Origin of the sequence: Methylobacterium sp. FF17, assembly GCF_025813715.1 — a bacterium.
GTDB classification, from domain to species: domain Bacteria; phylum Pseudomonadota; class Alphaproteobacteria; order Rhizobiales; family Beijerinckiaceae; genus Methylobacterium; species Methylobacterium flocculans.
The window spans coordinates 1,058,051-1,073,798 of record NZ_CP107532.1; the positions used below are offsets into that span (position 1 = coordinate 1,058,051).

Genomic DNA, 15,748 nt, shown 5'->3' on the forward strand with positions numbered 1-15,748 from the left:
ATACAAAATGCCGCAATTATCTTGCGTTAGACCTTGCGGTGCACAAAATGGCGGCTCCGCTCACAGGGGCGTTGGAACCCGCGTCGATGATAGGAATGGTGCTCGTCACCCACGGCCTGCTGGCGACGGAGTTCAAGGCTGCCCTTGAACACGTCGTCGGCCCGCAGAAGCAGATCGAGACCATCACCATCGGTCCCGAGGACGATATGGAGTTGCGCCGGCTCGACATCATGACGGCGGTGGGCCGGGTCAACACCGGCAAGGGCGTCGTCGTGCTCACCGACATGTTCGGGGGCACGCCCTCGAACCTCGCCCTCTCGTGCATGACCGGGGGGCAGGTCGAGGTGGTGGCCGGCATCAACCTGCCGATGCTGATCAAGCTCGCCAGCGTGCGCGATGCCGAGCCCCTCGGCGACGCCGTGCTGCACGCGCAGGAGGCGGGACGGAAATACATCAACGTCGCGTCGCGCGTGCTCGCCGGCAAATAGTCTTCCTTCCCCTCCCGCCACGGCTTACAGGCAATCCGAGGCCCGGTTCGACGCGGGGCCGCGCGAGGCGGCGCGAACACGCCAGCGAGGGGATGGCCGACGCCCATGAGCCACGACGAGTACGACACCGACGACACCCTGCCGCCGGTGCCCGAGGGCGGGCTGATCCAGGTGCTCCCCATCATCAACCGGCGCGGCCTGCATGCGCGGGCCTCGGCGAAATTCGTCCAGACGGTGGAGCGCTTCGACGCCGCCGTCACCGTGACCCGCTCGGGGGAGACCGTCGGGGGGCGCTCGATCATGGGCCTGCTGACGCTCGGCGCGGCGCGGGGCACCTCCATCGCGGTCGTGGCCTCCGGCAGCGATGCCGAGGCCTGCATGCAGGCGATCACCGACCTCCTCGCCAACAAGTTCGGCGAGGACGAGTAGGACCGGATCAGGCCGAACGCTCGACCCGCGGCACCACCGGCTCCCTGGCCGCGTGGTGCCAGAGTACGGCCTGGGCTCCGTTGCCGAGGGTCACGGACGCGGCGACCACCGCGCCCGCGCGGCGGGTCAGCGCCACCGTGACCTGCCGGCGCTGCGCGAACAGGCGTGTCACCCGGCGCACCATCGCGACCGCCGACGGATCGCCGAGGATGGGCGCCGCCGAGACCTCGGCATCGAGGGCGAGGAACGCCTCCACGGCCTCGGGAACGCGCTGCGGGTCGCTGATCCGCTCGATCGTGGTCGCGGACGGGGCGTGGACCGGGCGCACGCCGACGAGGCTGTGCGTAGGGATGCCGCCGCGCGGGGCCACGGCCCGGAGGCGTGGGGCGGTGGTCCGGGACGTGGGCTCGGTAACGAGATCGAGGGCGAATCGCGGCCGCGCCTCTCCCAGGCGCGCGACCAGCGCCTCGCGCACGGCGGCCTCGTGGCCGGACGCGATGGTCGGAGCGACGGCCGTCCCGAAGGGCTGCCAGACCACGATCCGACCCCGGCCCCACAGGGAATGCGGCAGGGCGAGCGGCACCACGGCCTCCAGGCGCTCATGGCCACTGCCGTCGGCCCAAGCCAGGGCGAAGACGAGCTCGCGCCCGCCCGCCTGATGCTCGGCGGCCGGCAGCAGGTAGTCGGGATCGGCATGGATCGGGTCCGCGACGCCGGCGCGAACGAGGAGGGCGCGCCAAGCCGAAATCTCGCCCGCGCCGACGGCCGAGGCCGTTCGGAGGTCGACACGCCACGTCACGGGAGCGGCGGCGTCTCCGGTGCGGCCGGCCGCAGCCGTCACGCCGCCCGCGATCACCGTGAAGGGTTGTCTCATCGTTCTCGATCCGATCCCGCTTTTGTCCCGATCCGGGACGCTTGCGCGCCCTGGGGCGCCCGTTGGGGGTCGGGTCTCAAGATCGGTGCCGGCCCGGCGGTCGGCGTTCCCTCAGCCGCCCGGGATGGCGAGGGGGTTGTCGGTGAGCGCCGCCGCGTCGGGGCCGTCGACGCGCGGGCGACCGAGGAAGGCATCCCAAAGCCGCGCCACGAAGGCCGGGTCGAGGTCCCGCACGATGAGGACGAGGCGCGAGCGGTGGTCCGCGTCCGGCCAGGCATCGAGGTGAACGGGCGCGTGAACGACGTGCTGAACGCCGTGCACCACCTGCGGCCGGTCCGGCGCGTCGGCCAGCGCCACCAGCCCCTTGAGGCGCAGGAGGTTGGGGCCGTGATTGGCCCGCAGCAGATCGAGGAACATCTCGAAGGCCGCGCGCGGGACCGGTGCGTCGCTGGTCAGGCTGAACGCCCGGATCGCGGCGTCGTGCCGGTTCACATCGTGGTGGTGACCGTGGTGATGCCCATGCGCATGGTCGTGCGCATGATCATGTCCTTGCGCCGCACGCTCCTCGGCACCGAGCCAGTCGCGGACATCCGCGCCCTTGCCCGCGAGGCCGAACAGCCCGCCCAGCAGCGCGCTCGGCTCCACCGAGGCGGAATGGATCGGCGCGGCCGGGTTCAGGGCCCGAAGGCGCGCCTCCAGGCTCGTGCCGTCATCGTCGGCGAGATCCCGCTTGCCGAGGACGAGGTGGTCGGCCACGGCCACCTGCCGCACCGCCTCCGGATGGTTGTCGAGGGTGGAGACCCCGTTCACCGCATCCACCACGGTGACCACGCCCTGCAGCCGGTACCGGATGACGAGGTAGGGATGGTAGATCAGCGCGTGCAGGATCGGGGCGGGGTCGGCGAGCCCGGTGGTCTCGATCACCACCCGGCGGAACGGCTGGATGCGGCCGTTGTCGCGCTTGCGCAGGAGATCTTCCAGGGTGGCGATGAGGTCGCCGCGCACGGTGCAGCACAGGCAGCCCGCGCCGAGTAGCACCATATCCTCGTCGATGGTCTCGATGAGGAGGTGGTCGAGGCCGATCTCGCCGAACTCGTTGACGATCACCACGGTGTCGGCGAGCGCCGGATCGCGCAGCATCCGGTTCAGCAGGGTGGTCTTGCCCGCCCCGAGAAAGCCGGTGAGGACCGTGAGCGGGATCGGCTCGGGCGCGCGGGGATTGGGCGGGGAGAGGTCGGTCATGCCCCAGGCCTAGCGCGACCGGCCGCTCCGCTCAATCCATCGTCGATGTTATAACGTTACTCTATCCTGCGCCCGGCTCATTCGTCGGCCTGAGCGCGCCCGTTCGCCCGGGTGGATTTCTCGACTTTGGCGACGGGTTTCGCCGCCTTGGACTCCGTCTTCCGCGGCTCGGCCTTCGCTTCGGGCTTGGAGTTCGGCTTGGCCGAGGCCCTGGGCGCCGCCGGGGCCGGCTTCTTGACCGCTCCCACCTTGAGCTTCGGCGCCCCCTCCATCACGGGCGTGGACTCGGACGAAGCGTAGGCGCTGGCGGTGCTCGGCGCGCCGGCCCTGCCCCGGGCTTGCGCCTTCTTCGGGTCGGGCTTCGAATCGGGCTTGGCGACGACCTTCGCGGCCGGCCCCTTGGCCGGCTTGGCGGCTTCCCTGGTGGCCTGGGCCGCCTCGCGCTTGGCCGCGATCGCGTCGAGCTTGGCCTTGCGGGCCTCGGCGAGCTTGGCGGCCCGCTCGGCCTTGTCGGCCTCCTCCTGCTCGTTCAGGGCGATCGCCCCCTCGGCCGGGTCGCGGCCGATCCAGACCAGGATCGGCTGCAGGGGCGCGCGGGGCGGCAGGGCGCGGTTGCGCAGGGCCGCGCTGTTCATGGTGGCGAAGGCGAGCGCGGCGGAGGGCGGGGCGGCGGCGGCCATCAGCTGCGCGTTGGCATTGTCGGCGCTGGCGCCGGCCGCTCCGGCGCTCGCCGTGATGGCGCCCTGGCCCTCGTCGACGGGCATGGGCTTGCGCCGGTCACAGATGTAGGGGCGAAGGTCCGGCGGCGCGGAGAGGTTGGAGGTCGGCAGCGCGTCGAGGGTCTGCGCGGTCCAACCGGCGCTCTGCGAGAAACCGTAATCGAACAGGTCGGAGGCCTTGAGGTCGCGCTCGCGGGCGCTCGGCTGGCCCATCACCACGGTGATGATCCGCCGGCCGTTGCGGGTGGCGCTCGCCACCACGTTGAAGCCGCCCGAGCATATGAAGCCGGTCTTCATGCCGTCCGCCCCCGCGTAGCGGCCGAGCAGCCCGTTGTGGTTGGCCATGACGGAGCGGCCGAACTGGATCGCGCTGATCGAGAACAGGGCGCGGCTCTCGGGAAAGTCGCGGATGAGGGCGCGGCCGAGGACAGCCATGTCGCGGGCCGTCGTCCATTGCCGGGCGTCGGGCAGGCCGTTGGGGTTGGTCCAGCGGCTCTCGCGCATGCCGATGCGCTGCGCGGTCTCGTTCATGATCTGGGCGAAGCCCTCGATCGAACCGCCGAGGTTCTCGCCGATCGCCCAGGCCACGTCGTTGGCCGACTTGACCATGATGATCTTGAGGGCGTTGTCGAGGGTGAGCTTGGTGCCCGGCCGGAATCCCATCTTGGAGGGCGGCTCGGCGGCCGCAGCCGGCGAGATGGTGATCAGGGAATCGAGGGAGAGGCGGCCCTGGCGCACCATGTCGAGGGCGACGTAGGTGGTCATCAGCTTGGTGATGGAGGCCGGGAACCACGGGTCCGTGGCGGCCTGCCCGTAGATCACCTTGCCGGAATCCACTTCGACCACGAGGATCGGCGCGGTCACGGCGCCCGCCGGGGCGGCGCCCAGAACGCCCGCCGCCATCGCCAGACCCACGACGAAGCGCCTCAACAATCCGTTCGACATCAGGCCCGTCTCAAGAAGGTGTGCCCCGGCCCGGCCGAGTATCGGCCGGTGCGGGGAAGCCGGTCAACGGCCAAGCTTGAATCTGGTCGGCGGAGTGCCGACGGCAAGCGTGGTGCAGCCGGGCCGCGACGCGAAGGCCCATCATGAAGCGCCGTTCCATGGCAAGAGCATGGCGAACCGTCTCGCGGATGCGAGATCCCGGCGATTTCATGGTATGACCGCGCCCGGCGCATGGGCGCGCCATGGCACCGGCCCCGCGACGCGCCTATCTGCGGCGGAGCAGCCCGGCAGCGGGAATCTGGAGCGTGCGGCCGGACGGGGCGTTCGGGCGGCGCGGGAACGTGATGGCGTACGCGGTCAAGGAACTCTTCCACACCCTTCAGGGCGAGGGCGCGCAGGCGGGCCGCGCGGCGGTGTTCTGCCGCTTCGCCGGCTGCAATCTCTGGTCTGGCCGCGAGGAGGACCGCGCGAGCGCCGCCTGCACCTTCTGCGACACCGACTTCATCGGCATGGATGGCGAGGGCGGCGGCCGCTTCGCCACGCCGGAGGCTCTCGCCTCCGCCATCGCCGACACCTGGGCGGGAGGGCCGCGCCACCGCTACGTCGTCTTCACGGGCGGCGAGCCGCTGCTCCAGCTCGACCCGGCGCTGATCGCGGCGGTCCACGCCCTCGGATTCGAGGTCGCGGTGGAGACCAACGGCACCCTCCCCGCCCCCGAGGGCATCGACTGGATCTGCGTCAGCCCGAAGGCCGGCAACGCCATCGTGCAGCGCACCGGGCACGAACTGAAGCTGGTCTTCCCGCAGGCGGCCGTCGATCCGGACAGCTTCGCGGACCTCGATTTCCGGCATCACTGGCTCCAGCCCATGGATGGGCCCGACCGCCTCGCCAACACGGCAGAGGCCGTGGCGTATTGCCGGCGGGACGCACGCTGGCGCCTCTCGCTCCAGACGCACAAGATCATCGGGATTCCATGACTCCCGAAGCGCGATCGCGTCCCCATCACGGCCCGGCCGGGCCAGCAGGTTCCTCACCATGAAGATCACCCAGGCCTTCACCTTCGAGGCGGCGCATCGCCTGCCGAACGTGCCCGAGACCCATCGCTGCCACCGCATGCACGGGCATTCCTACCGGGTCGAACTCACCCTGTCGGGCGCCGTCGACCCGGCCACCGGCTGGGTGGTGGATTTCTTCGACGTGGAGCACGCCTTCGCCCCCGTCCTGGCGCGCCTCGACCATTACTGCCTCAACGAGATCGAGGGGCTGGAGAACCCGACCGCCGAGCACATCGCGGTCTGGATCTGGGAGCGCACCAAGGCGGCGCTGCCGGCTTTATCCTCGGTGAAGGTGTACGAGACGCCGATGTCCTGGGCCGAGTACGAAGGCGAGCGCCCGGCATGAGCGGCGGCGCCCTGGTCCTGTTCTCCGGGGGGCAGGACTCGACCACCTGCCTCGCCTGGGCCCTGGAGCGCTTCGACCGGGTGGAGACCCTCGGCTTCGATTACGGCCAGCGCCACCGGGTCGAACTCGATTGCCGCGAGACCCTGCGCACCGGGATCCGTGCCCTGAAGCCCGAATGGGCCAATCGCCTCGGCGACGACCACACCCTGGCCCTCGACGCCCTGGGCCGGGTCTCCGAGACCGCGCTGACCCGCGACACCGCCATCGCCTTCGAGGCCGGTGGGTTGCCCAACACCTTCGTGCCGGGCCGCAATCTCCTGTTCCTGACCTTCGCGGCGGCGCTGGCCTATCGCCGCGCGCTGACGCATCTGGTCGGCGGCATGTGCGAGACCGATTATTCCGGCTACCCGGATTGCCGGGACGACACCATCAAGGCGCTGCAGGTGGCGCTGAACCTCGGGATGGACCGCCGCTTCGTGCTGCACACGCCGCTGATGTGGATCGACAAGGCCGAGACCTGGGCACTCGCCAGGGACCTCGGCGGCCCGCCCCTCGTCGATCTCATCGTGGAGGAGAGCCACACCTGCTATCTTGGGGAGCGCGGCGCGCGCCATGCCTGGGGCCATGGCTGCGGCCAATGTCCGGCCTGTGAATTGCGGGCCAAGGGCTACGCCCGGTTCACCGCCGAGGCCGTGGCGGCTCCAAGGACCTGACCCTGTCGTCGGCAGCGCGCTGGCCCACGAGACCCTTCTCCGGCATCCCGGACGCGGCACGGCTCTCCACCCCGGAGACGCCTCGATCCCGGGCAAGACGTACCCAGACAAGACGTGCCCAGGCAAGACGTGGCGATCCGAGGATACGGATGAACGGTTCGGACCTCGGTCTCCCCCGATCTCCCTCCGGGCGTGGGATGCGCCCGCTGGCGATCGCCGTGGCCCTGAGCGCCATGCTCGCCGCGCCCGCAATCGTCGCCGCCCCCATGGCCGGCTCGACCGAGGAGGCGGAGCGCAACAGGCAATTGGCCAGCGAGCACCTGATGCAGCGCCTGCCGGCGATCCGCGCGGCACTGTCGGCGGCACAGCCGGGATTCGTCTTCCTGGCGGGCAACTCCCACGCCGAGCTCCTCGGCAACGTGCTCGCCCGGCGTCTCCCGGCGGTCGTCAATGGCGGGATCGGCGGCACCTCGGCACGCCGTTACGCGGCGGAACTCGACGGGTTGAGCGTCCCGGTCCGGGCCGGCGTCGCGGTGCTGTTCCTCGGCACGAACGACATTCTGCGTCACGCCGCCCCCCTGTCCGACAGAACCCTGGGCGGGTTTAAGGCGGCCGCTTCGCGCAGTCTCGAATGGCTGCGGGCCAACGCCGATCTCGTGCTGGTCGCCGCCGTCCCGCCGATCGGCCCGGAAGCGCAGGCAGACCGGGATCCCGCAGCGGTGGCGGCCTATTCGGCGGCCCTGCGCGGCTTGTGCGACCGGCACGGATGCCGGTTCTTCGATCCGTTCGCGAACCTGCGCGACGGCGAGGCGGGCCTGACCACGCAGGCGGCACCGCCGGACGGGGTGCACCTGCGCGACTACGAGGCGCTGGCTGCCGACCTGGAAACACGCCTGCGCGCGCTCGGCGACACCGTACCTCGACGGCCCCCGGAGTGATCCCGTTTCCGATCGATCCCCTCGGGGTCTTGCAAGGGCGGGCCCCCTCACGTTCGGGGGAGGGACCGCGTCGTCGGCTGCCGAGGCCGCGGGTCCCCCGCCTCAGCTCCAGGCGCGCATCCCCTCCGGTGTGGTGAAGTCCCGAGGCCGGACGTCGCGGGCGGCGCCGCGGACCGCTTCGATCCCCTTCGGAAACCCGCTTCGGTTCCGGTAATCCGCCCGGACCCGCTCCGAGGGCGCCAGCGGAGCGTCGGAGAGAGCCTGTGCGCAGAGGATGTCGGCCACGCCGACCCCCGCGAGGGCCGTCAGGGCGATGACCGTGTTGGTCCGGTGGCGCGGGTCGCCGCCGAGCCCGGGCAGCACGGTGGCGACGTCGAGGCCGTCGCCGGCGACCCGGGCCCAGATCCAGGGTGTCGGATCATGGGAGCCGAGGATGCCGGCGCCCTGGACGATCTCGCGCACGCCGTAGGCCCTCACCAGCGGGCCGGCGCGCGGCATGCCGAGCCAGCGCGCGATCGCGTCGCCGCAGGTCAGCTCCGTCACCCCGAGGACGAGGGAGAACCAGCCGAGGCCCTGCGCCAGCTGACGGGTGGCCGGATCGGGCCGGCGCCGCCGGTCCGAGGCGAGGCGGGCGGGCGGGGCGTCGCGCCCGGTGCGCCCGTGGCGGGCGGTCGGATCCTGTCGGGACGCGGATGCGGGCATGCGGACCTCCTTGAAGCGGGATCAGGGGATGATCAGGGCCTGAGCACGACCTTGATGCAGTTGTCCTTCTTGTCGCGGAACGTCTTGTAGAGCTCGGGCCCGTCCTCGAGATGGCCCCGGTGGGTGATGACGAAGGACGGGTCGATCTGGCCGTTGGCGATGCGCTGGACGAGGTCGTCGGTCCAGCGATTGACGTGGGTCTGCCCGGTGCGCAGCGTGAGTCCCTTGTTCATCAGGGCGCCCATCGGGATCTTGTCGACGAGCCCGCCATAGACGCCCGGAACCGAGAGGATGCCGGCCGGGCGGCAGACGTAGATCATCTCGCGCAGCACCGTGGCGCGGTCGCTCTCCAGCATCATCGCCTGCTTCACGCGGTCGTAGGCGTGCTCGAGGGCGCGGGGCGCGTGCGCCTCCATGCCGACCGCGTCGATGCACTTCTCCGGACCCTTGCCGGCGGTGAGCTGGTTCAGGCGCTCCACCGTGCTCTCGGTGGCATTGTCGATGGTGATCGCGCCGCCCGCGCGGGCCATCTCCAGGCGCTCGGGCACCCGGTCGATGCACACCACCTGCTTGGCGCCGAGTAGGATCGCGGAGCGGATCGCCATCTGGCCGACCGGGCCGGCGCCCCAGATCGCCACCGTGTCGGTGGGCTGGATGTCGGCCTGGACCGCGGCCTGCCAGCCGGTGGGGAAGATGTCGCCGAGGAACAGCACCTGCTCGTCGCTGAGCCCGTCCGGCACCTTGATGTGGGTCTTGTCGGCGAAGGGCACGCGGACGTACTCGGCCTGTCCGCCCTGGTAGCCCCCGGTGAGGTGGGTGTAGCCGAACAGGCCCGCGGTGGTGTGCCCGAAGGCCTTGGCGGCGAGGTGCTTGTTGCGATTCGAGCGCTCGCAGACCGAGAAGAAGCCGCGCTTGCACTGGTCGCACTCGCCGCAGATGATCGTGAACGGGATCACCACGCGCTCGCCCTTGCGCAGGGCGCCGTTGATGCCCTTGCCGGTCTCGACCACCTCGCCCATGAACTCGTGGCCCATGACGTCGCCCTTCTCCATGCCGGGCATGAAGTGGTCGTAGAGGTGCAGGTCGGAGCCGCAGATCGCGCAGGACGTGACCTTGATGATCGCGTCCCGGTCGTCCTCGATGCGAGGATCAGGCACGGATTCGCAGCGAATGTCCTGAGTGCCGTGCCAGACAAGAGCTTTCATCGCGTCCCTCCCGCATGCGGCGAATCTGTCGCCATCGCTGCGAGAACCGCGCAAGCGGGCGCGGGTTCGGTGCTCAATCGTACGGATCTGCCGCCAGGCTCGCGCACGCTCCCCGCAGCAGCTCGACCAGCCGCACCGCGTGAGGCCCCGGGGGGCGCCCCGCCGGCCGGATCAGCAGGGTCTCGATGGGCAGCGCGGGCCGGAAGGGTCTCAGCACGATGGGCAGGCCGGCGCAGGCCCGGGCCGGCACGGGATCGACGATGGCGAGCCCGAGTCCCTCGGCAACGAGCCCGCAGCGCGCCGCCGTGTACTGGGCCATCAGGGCGAAGCGCGGCGCGAGGCCGGCCGCCGCGAATCGCGCTTCGACGGCTGCCTGGAAGGGCCCGGGGCCGCCCGCGACGAGGGTTTCAGGGGCGAGATCTTCGACCCGAATCGTTCGCTCGCGTGCGAGCGCATGTCCGCGCGGCAGCGCGCAGACCGCATCGACGGTGAGGAAGGGCTCGGCCTCCACCCCCGCATAGCCGAATCGGGGCCGGACGAGGCCGAGGTCGCACTGGCCCGAGGCCGCCCAGGACCAGATCGTATCGGGACCGGGCACATGGACCGCGACGCGGATGCCGGGATGCTCTGCGACGAGCCCACGGATCGCCCGGGGCAGCAGGCCGGCCGCCAGCGACGGCTGGCAGGCGATGCGCAGGGGCCCCGTGCCCCGTTCACGGATCTGGCGGGCGGCGTGGCGCAGGTGCTCGAGCCCCGCACAGGTGTTCTCGACCTCGCGGGCGAAGGCTTCTCCCTCGGCGGTGGGCAGGGCGCTGCCGTGCCCGCGCACGAACAGGGTCAGCCCGAGCTCGGCCTCGAGCTGCGCCATCGCGCGGCTCACCTGAGGCTGGCCGAGTCCCAGCGCGGCGGCGGCCCGCGTCATGCCGCCGTGACGCAGCACCGCACGAAAGAGATCGAGATGGGCCGGGTTGATCATGCCGGATCCGCATGGACAGGCGCCGATCCGTCATTTGACGGCATGGGCCCGTGATGGTTGTCAAGGCGCGGTCACCTGCCGCGTCATGCGACGGGCGACCTCGGAGAGGTCCATGCCCCTGCTCACGCTCCTGCTTCCCGTGGTCCTGTCCGTCCTGGCGGGCGCCTGCATCGTCGTGCAGCAGGCGCTCATCGCGAACCTGCGGCTTGCCCTGAACTCCTCCGCCTGGGCCGGCTTCATCAGCTACTTCGTCGGATTGCTCTGCATGGTGGCGCTGGCGCTCGCGCTGCGCGATCCCCTGCCCCCGGCGAGTGTCGCGGCGCGCATCCCGTGGTGGGCCTGGAGCGGGGGCGCGTTCGGGGCGATCTTCATCGCGCTCGCCACCATCCTGGTGCCGCAACTCGGCGCCGCCACCTTCCTCGCCCTCCTCGTCACCGGGCAGATGCTCGCCTCGGTGGCCTTCGACCATTTCGGCTGGCTCGGCCTCGCCCAGCGCGCCCTCGACGGGCCCCGCATCATGGGGGTCGTGCTGCTGATCGCCGGGGTGATCCTGATCCGGCGCTGAACGCTCACGCCCCCAGGGCGTGCAGGACGATTTCGCGCCGGTGCGGACGGTCGCGGTGCTCGATGAGGTAGATGCCCTGCCAGGTGCCGAGCGCGAGGCGACCGCCGAGCACGGGGATGCTCAGGGCCGTATCCGTCACCATCGTGCGGATATGGGCCGGCATGTCGTCCGGCCCCTCCGCGCCGTGCACGTAGCCGGCATGGCGCGGTGCGAGGCCGTCGAGGGCGGTCAGCAGGTCCGTGCGGACGTCGGGGTCGGCATTTTCCTGGATCGTCAGGGAGGCCGAGGTGTGCCGGCAGAACACGGTGACGAGGCCGGTGGTGATCCGGACCTCGGCCAGGAACGCCGCGACCGCGCGCGTGAGATCCGTGAAGCCCTGGCCCGGCGTGGCGACCGTCAGCGTCGCGCTCGCCTGGCGCTCCACCGCGCCGCTGGAAAAACCTTGCGGCGCTCCGACCTTGCCCGCGTTCCTCATGCCTGAGCCTCACTGATGGCCTCGCCGGGCGCGACCTCGCGCTCGCCCCGCGCCAGGATGGTTTCCAGCGCCTCGATCCGGTCGGCTTCCGCCGCCGGCTTGTCCCAGCGGATGCGGGCGACGCGCGGGAAGCGCATGGCGACCCCCGACTTGTGCCGGGTCGAGCGCTGGACCCCCTCGAAGGCGATCTCCAGCACGAGGCCGTGGTCGAGCCCGTAGGCGACTTCGCGCACCGGGCCGAAGCGCTTCGTGGTGTTGTTGCGGACGTAACGGTCGAGCTTCGCGAGTTCGGCATCGGTGAAGCCGTGATAGGCCTTGCCCACCGGCACCAGTTCGGGGCTGCCGTCCTCCCGCTCGCGCCAGACCCCGAAGGTGTAGTCCGAGTAGAACGACGAGCGTTTCCCATGCCCGCGCTGGGCGTACATCATCACCGTGTCGACGCGGAACGGCTCGCGCTTCCACTTCCACCACGGGCCCTTGGGGCGGCCCGGCAGGTAGGCGCTGTCGCGGGCCTTCAGCATGACGCCCTCGATGGCGTCCGAGTCGGCGCCGCCGCCGACGGAAGCCGGGTCCGAGCGGGCCGCGGCGAGGTCGTCCCAGGTCGCGAACGGCACCAGGGGCGAGAGGTCGATGCGGGCGTGGTCCAGGGCGGCGACGAAGGCTTCCAGGCGCCGGCGCCGCTCGGTGAAGGGCAGCGGGCGCAGGTCCTCGCCCTCCGCATGCATCAGGTCGTAGGCGCGCACGTGGGCGGGGAACTCCTCGAGCAGCTTCGGCGTCACGGCCTTCCGGTTCAGGCGCTGCTGGAGCACGTTGAAGCTCTGCACGCGGGTTTCCCGCAGGATCAGGAGTTCGCCGTCGATGGCGCCGTCGAAGGTGATGGCCTCGGCGAGATCCGGAAACGCGCCCGAGATGTCCTCGCCCGTGCGCGAGTAGATCCGCGCCACCTGGGCGCCGGCTTCGTCGCGCCCGCCGACGAGCTGGACCCGGATGCCGTCCCACTTCCACTCGCCCGAGAACGCGGCCGGGTCGAGCTTCTCGAAATCCCCGTCCTCGTCGATGGGGTGGGACAGCATGGGCGGCCGGAACGGGGCCGGGTTCCGGGTGGTCGGGCGCTCGGCCCGCCCCTCCACCCAGGCGAACAGGGTGGCGTAGGGCGGCTCCAGCCCGTGCCAGACCTCCTCCACCGCATCGGCCTCGTGGCCGCCGAGCGCCCCGATGGCGGTCTTGGCCAGACGCGCCGAGACGCCGACCCGCAAGGCCCCGGTGATGAGCTTCAGGAGCGCCCAGCGCCCGGTCTCGTCGAGGGCGTCGAGCCACTCGGCGATGCGGGCCGGCAGGTCCGCCTTCTTCACGGTGCCGAGGGTTTCCACCACCTCGGCGAGGGTGGGGACGTGCGGCGGCGGGTTGTTGTGGCCGATGGGAGCGACCGCATTCGGCCCGCCCTCCGCCGCGGGGGAGGCATCCGCCGCGTGCCCGCCCGGGGCGCTCTTCGGCCGCCGTCCGGGACGAACCGCGACGGGCTCCCTCTCTTGGAATTCCCTCTCCTGGAAGGAGAGGGTTGGGGTGAGGTGTGGTCCATCTTCGGACAGGTCACGCACCTCACCCTGTCCCTCTCCTTCCAGGAGAGGGGACCCGCGATGCCGGCCGGATTCGGGAGAGCCGCCGTCATTCTCGGATGTCGGCGCGGGCGCCGGCCAGATCAGCGCCGTGGTCTCGGCGAGATCGCCGACGTAGTTGTGCGAGAGCGCGAACAGCACCGGGTCGATGCGCGCCTCCACCAGCCCCCGGATCATCGCGGGCTTGGCCTCGCGGAACGTCAGGCCGCCGGTCATCGCGGCGAGCGCGTAGCCGCGTTCCGGGTCCGGCGCATGGGCGAAGTAATCCTGCAGCAAGCGCAGCTTGGCGTTGCGGCGCGGCTCGTAGGCGAGGCGGTCGAGGAGATGAGCGAAGTCGTTCACGCAGCCTCCTCCGCCGTCGCGGCCGGCTCGGATTCCCCGTCGTCGCCGTAGCCGAGCAGGTGCAGGGGCTTGGCCTTGATGCCTTGCGTCCCGCACCAGTGCACCAGGGCGTCCTCCTGCCCGTGCGTGACCCAGACCTCGCCCGCCCCGGTCTCCCGGATCGTGCGGCAGAGGTCGGGCCAGTCGGAATGGTCGGAGATGCAGAGCGGCAGTTCGACGCCCTTCTGGCGGGCGCGGGCGCGTACCCGCATCCAGCCCGAGGCGAAGGAGGTCACGGGGTCGGGGAACTTGCGCGACCAGACGTCCTGGATCGAGGAGGGCGGGCAGAGCACGATGGCGCCGTGGAGCTGAGCCCGCTCGGCCGCCACCACCTTCGGGGTCTCGCCCAGCGGAATGCCCTCCTGCTTGTAGAGCTCGGTCAGCTTCTCCATCGCGCCGTGCAGGTAGATCGGCCGGTCGTAGCCGGCCTCCCGCAGCAGGGCCATGACCCGCTGCGCCTTGCCCAGTGCGTAGGCGCCGACGATGTGGGCGCGCTCTGGGAACAGGGCCACGGAATCGAGGAGTTTCCGCACCTCGTCGCGGGTGTCCGGCATGCGGAACACCGGCAGGCCGAAGGTCGCCTCGGTGATGAAGACGTCGCAGGGCACGACCTCGAAGGGCAGGCAGGTCGGGTCGTAGGCGCGCTTGTAGTCGCCCGACACCACCACTCGCACGCCCTGCGCTTGAATCGCGATCTGGGCCGAGCCCAGCACGTGCCCGGCCGGGGCGAAGCGCACCGTGACGTCGCCGATGCGGATCTCCTCGCCCAGCGGCGCCTCCTGCCGGCTCTCACAGAAATCGGCTCCGTAGCGCACCGCCATGATGCGCAGGGTTTCGCCCGTCGCGAGCACGCGCCCGTGCCCCGCGCGGGCATGGTCGGCGTGCCCGTGGGTGATCAGGGCGCGCGGCACCGGCCAGGTCGGGTCCACGTGGAAGCCGCCGAGGGGGCAGTACAGGCCCTCGCGGGTCAGGGTGAGAAGATCGCTGGCGCTGAAAGACATCGGCGCGGCATATAGGGCGCCCAGCGCCCCCGCGCAGCCACATCTCCCCCACCATTCGCGCATGAGATCCTCCACCTCCGGCGACCTCCTCGCCGACCGGCGCTACGCCTACGCCCAGGGCTGCCTCGACGACGGCGACCCGGACGGCGCCGCCGAGATGGCCGAGCAGGCCCTGGAGATCGCGCCCCGCTTCGCCCCGGCCTGGTTCCTCCTCGGTCGCGCCCGCGAGGCCCGGTACGCGCGGGACGGGGGGGCGGACGAGCACCGTGCCGCCCTGCGCGCCTACGCCGCCGCCCTGGAGATCGACCCCGACGACGCGCAGGGCGCCCGCCTCGCCCTGGTGCGCATCGGCGCGGGCGCGGCGGTGTCGGCGGTCTCGCCGGGCTATGTCCGCGCGCTGTTCGACGCCTACGCCCCGCGCTTCGACCGGCACCTCGTGGACGGCCTGTCCTATCGCGGCCACCAACTCGTTGCCGCCGCCCTCGACGCGGCCGGCGACGGGAGCCTCGGCCGGGTGATCGACCTCGGCTGCGGCACCGGCCTGGTGGGCGCGGCCCTCGGGAATCGTCCGGAGCACCTGACGGGCATCGATCTCTCGCCCGAGATGCTGGCGCGGGCGGAGCGCCGGGGCTGCTACCATCGCCTCGCCCTGAACGAACTCGTCGCGGCACTGGCCGAGGAGGCCCCGGCCTCGGTGGATTGCGTGACGGCGGCCGACGTCATGATCTATGTCGGCGATTTCGCGCGCGTGCTCGCCGCCGCCGCCCAGGTGCTGGGGCCGGGCGGGCGCTTCGCCTTCACGGTCCAGTCCCATCCGGGCGACGGGCTCATCCTCGGCACGGATGCGCGCTACGCCCACGGCGACGCCCTGGTGCGGCAGGCCGTGCCGGCGGCGGGCCTCGCGCTCACGCGGTTCACATCGGCCTCCCCGCGCCGCGAGAACGGCCGCGACGTGCCCGGGCGGGTGGTGGTGGCGGAGAAGCCGGGCGCTTCACGTTTGCGTTCGCACACTTGAACCGCTGCGTGCGACGCGGTTGAACCAAAACCGAGCGTGACTGTTGCCTGCCGTGCGCCCGGG

17 protein-coding genes are annotated in these 15,748 nt (G+C 71.5%); 8 read left to right on the top strand and 9 right to left on the bottom strand.

Annotation, left to right across the window (positions count from 1 at the left end; translation table 11 throughout):
• Window positions 1-86 precede the first annotated feature (86 nt).
• Together OF380_RS04830 and OF380_RS04835 are read left to right on the top strand one after the other, a co-directional pair.
• Window positions 87-488, top strand: coding sequence for a PTS sugar transporter subunit IIA (locus OF380_RS04830; protein WP_264049638.1), 402 nt, complete (start codon window positions 87-89; stop codon window positions 486-488).
• Window positions 489-593: 105 nt separating this feature from the next.
• Entirely contained in the window at window positions 594-917 is a 324-nt protein-coding gene (locus OF380_RS04835) for an HPr family phosphocarrier protein (RefSeq protein WP_264049639.1), read from the top strand.
• Between the two features lie 7 nt (window positions 918-924).
• Here OF380_RS04835 and OF380_RS04840 read toward each other — a convergent pair whose 3' ends face one another.
• The 3 genes from OF380_RS04840 to OF380_RS04850 all read right to left on the bottom strand — a co-directional run bounded on the left by OF380_RS04840 (window position 925) and on the right by OF380_RS04850 (window position 4,697).
• Window positions 925-1,791 carry a GNAT family N-acetyltransferase gene (locus tag OF380_RS04840; protein WP_264049640.1) on the bottom strand — a complete coding sequence of 289 codons (867 nt, stop codon included), beginning with the start codon at window positions 1,789-1,791 and terminating at the stop codon, window positions 925-927.
• A gap of 111 nt (window positions 1,792-1,902) precedes the next feature.
• Window positions 1,903-3,033, bottom strand: a complete 1,131-nt coding sequence (locus OF380_RS04845; protein ID WP_264049641.1) for a CobW family GTP-binding protein — start codon at window positions 3,031-3,033, stop codon at window positions 1,903-1,905.
• Window positions 3,034-3,110: 77 nt separating this feature from the next.
• Window positions 3,111-4,697: a serine hydrolase gene (locus OF380_RS04850; RefSeq protein WP_264049642.1), complete on the bottom strand. Its 1,587-nt coding sequence runs from the start codon at window positions 4,695-4,697 to the stop codon at window positions 3,111-3,113.
• Between the two features lie 344 nt (window positions 4,698-5,041).
• Between OF380_RS04850 and queE the strand changes: the two genes are divergently transcribed.
• The 4 genes from queE (at window position 5,042) to OF380_RS04870 (ending at window position 7,749) form a co-directional block, all read left to right on the top strand.
• Window positions 5,042-5,674 carry a 7-carboxy-7-deazaguanine synthase gene (queE, locus tag OF380_RS04855; RefSeq protein ID WP_264049643.1) on the top strand — a complete coding sequence of 211 codons (633 nt, stop codon included), beginning with the start codon at window positions 5,042-5,044 and terminating at the stop codon, window positions 5,672-5,674.
• Window positions 5,675-5,732: 58 nt separating this feature from the next.
• Window positions 5,733-6,098 (top strand): 6-carboxytetrahydropterin synthase QueD, encoded by a 366-nt coding sequence (queD, locus tag OF380_RS04860; protein ID WP_264049644.1) that lies wholly within the window; start codon window positions 5,733-5,735, stop codon window positions 6,096-6,098.
• On the top strand, window positions 6,095-6,811 hold the full coding sequence (queC, locus tag OF380_RS04865) for a 7-cyano-7-deazaguanine synthase QueC (protein WP_264049645.1): 717 nt from the start codon (window positions 6,095-6,097) through the stop codon (window positions 6,809-6,811). Before queD ends, queC begins: the two co-directional genes overlap by 4 nt.
• Before the next feature lie 149 nt (window positions 6,812-6,960).
• Complete coding sequence (locus OF380_RS04870) at window positions 6,961-7,749, top strand: SGNH/GDSL hydrolase family protein (protein WP_264049646.1); 789 nt, start codon at window positions 6,961-6,963, stop codon at window positions 7,747-7,749.
• Window positions 7,750-7,851: 102 nt separating this feature from the next.
• Here the strand turns inward: OF380_RS04870 and OF380_RS04875 are convergent, their stop codons facing one another.
• The 3 genes from OF380_RS04875 to OF380_RS04885 all read right to left on the bottom strand — a co-directional run bounded on the left by OF380_RS04875 (window position 7,852) and on the right by OF380_RS04885 (window position 10,632).
• Window positions 7,852-8,451: a cyclase dehydrase gene (locus tag OF380_RS04875; RefSeq protein ID WP_264049647.1), complete on the bottom strand. Its 600-nt coding sequence runs from the start codon at window positions 8,449-8,451 to the stop codon at window positions 7,852-7,854.
• A gap of 32 nt (window positions 8,452-8,483) precedes the next feature.
• Complete coding sequence (locus OF380_RS04880) at window positions 8,484-9,656, bottom strand: zinc-dependent alcohol dehydrogenase (RefSeq protein WP_264049648.1); 1,173 nt, start codon at window positions 9,654-9,656, stop codon at window positions 8,484-8,486.
• Between the two features lie 73 nt (window positions 9,657-9,729).
• Entirely contained in the window at window positions 9,730-10,632 is a 903-nt protein-coding gene (locus OF380_RS04885; protein ID WP_264049649.1) for a LysR family transcriptional regulator, read from the bottom strand.
• A 118-nt stretch (window positions 10,633-10,750) separates the two neighbouring features.
• On the opposite strand from OF380_RS04885, the gene OF380_RS04890 reads away from it, so the two are divergent.
• On the top strand, window positions 10,751-11,197 hold the full coding sequence (locus OF380_RS04890) for a DMT family transporter (RefSeq protein ID WP_264051196.1): 447 nt from the start codon (window positions 10,751-10,753) through the stop codon (window positions 11,195-11,197).
• Between the two features lie 4 nt (window positions 11,198-11,201).
• Here OF380_RS04890 and OF380_RS04895 read toward each other — a convergent pair whose 3' ends face one another.
• From OF380_RS04895 to OF380_RS04905, 3 genes are read right to left on the bottom strand one after another with little or no spacing between them, the layout of a single operon-like run.
• Window positions 11,202-11,672, bottom strand: coding sequence for a secondary thiamine-phosphate synthase enzyme YjbQ (locus OF380_RS04895; RefSeq protein WP_264049650.1), 471 nt, complete (start codon window positions 11,670-11,672; stop codon window positions 11,202-11,204).
• Window positions 11,669-13,630 carry a cisplatin damage response ATP-dependent DNA ligase gene (locus OF380_RS04900; protein ID WP_264049651.1) on the bottom strand — a complete coding sequence of 654 codons (1,962 nt, stop codon included), beginning with the start codon at window positions 13,628-13,630 and terminating at the stop codon, window positions 11,669-11,671. The genes OF380_RS04895 and OF380_RS04900 overlap by 4 nt, the downstream gene beginning before the upstream one ends.
• Window positions 13,627-14,670: a ligase-associated DNA damage response exonuclease gene (locus tag OF380_RS04905; protein ID WP_264049652.1), complete on the bottom strand. Its 1,044-nt coding sequence runs from the start codon at window positions 14,668-14,670 to the stop codon at window positions 13,627-13,629. The genes OF380_RS04900 and OF380_RS04905 overlap by 4 nt, the downstream gene beginning before the upstream one ends.
• Window positions 14,671-14,731: 61 nt before the next feature.
• Here OF380_RS04905 and OF380_RS04910 point away from each other — a divergent pair, with 61 nt between their 5' ends.
• Complete coding sequence (locus tag OF380_RS04910) at window positions 14,732-15,685, top strand: methyltransferase domain-containing protein (RefSeq protein ID WP_264049653.1); 954 nt, start codon at window positions 14,732-14,734, stop codon at window positions 15,683-15,685.
• Window positions 15,686-15,748: the final 63 nt, after the last annotated feature.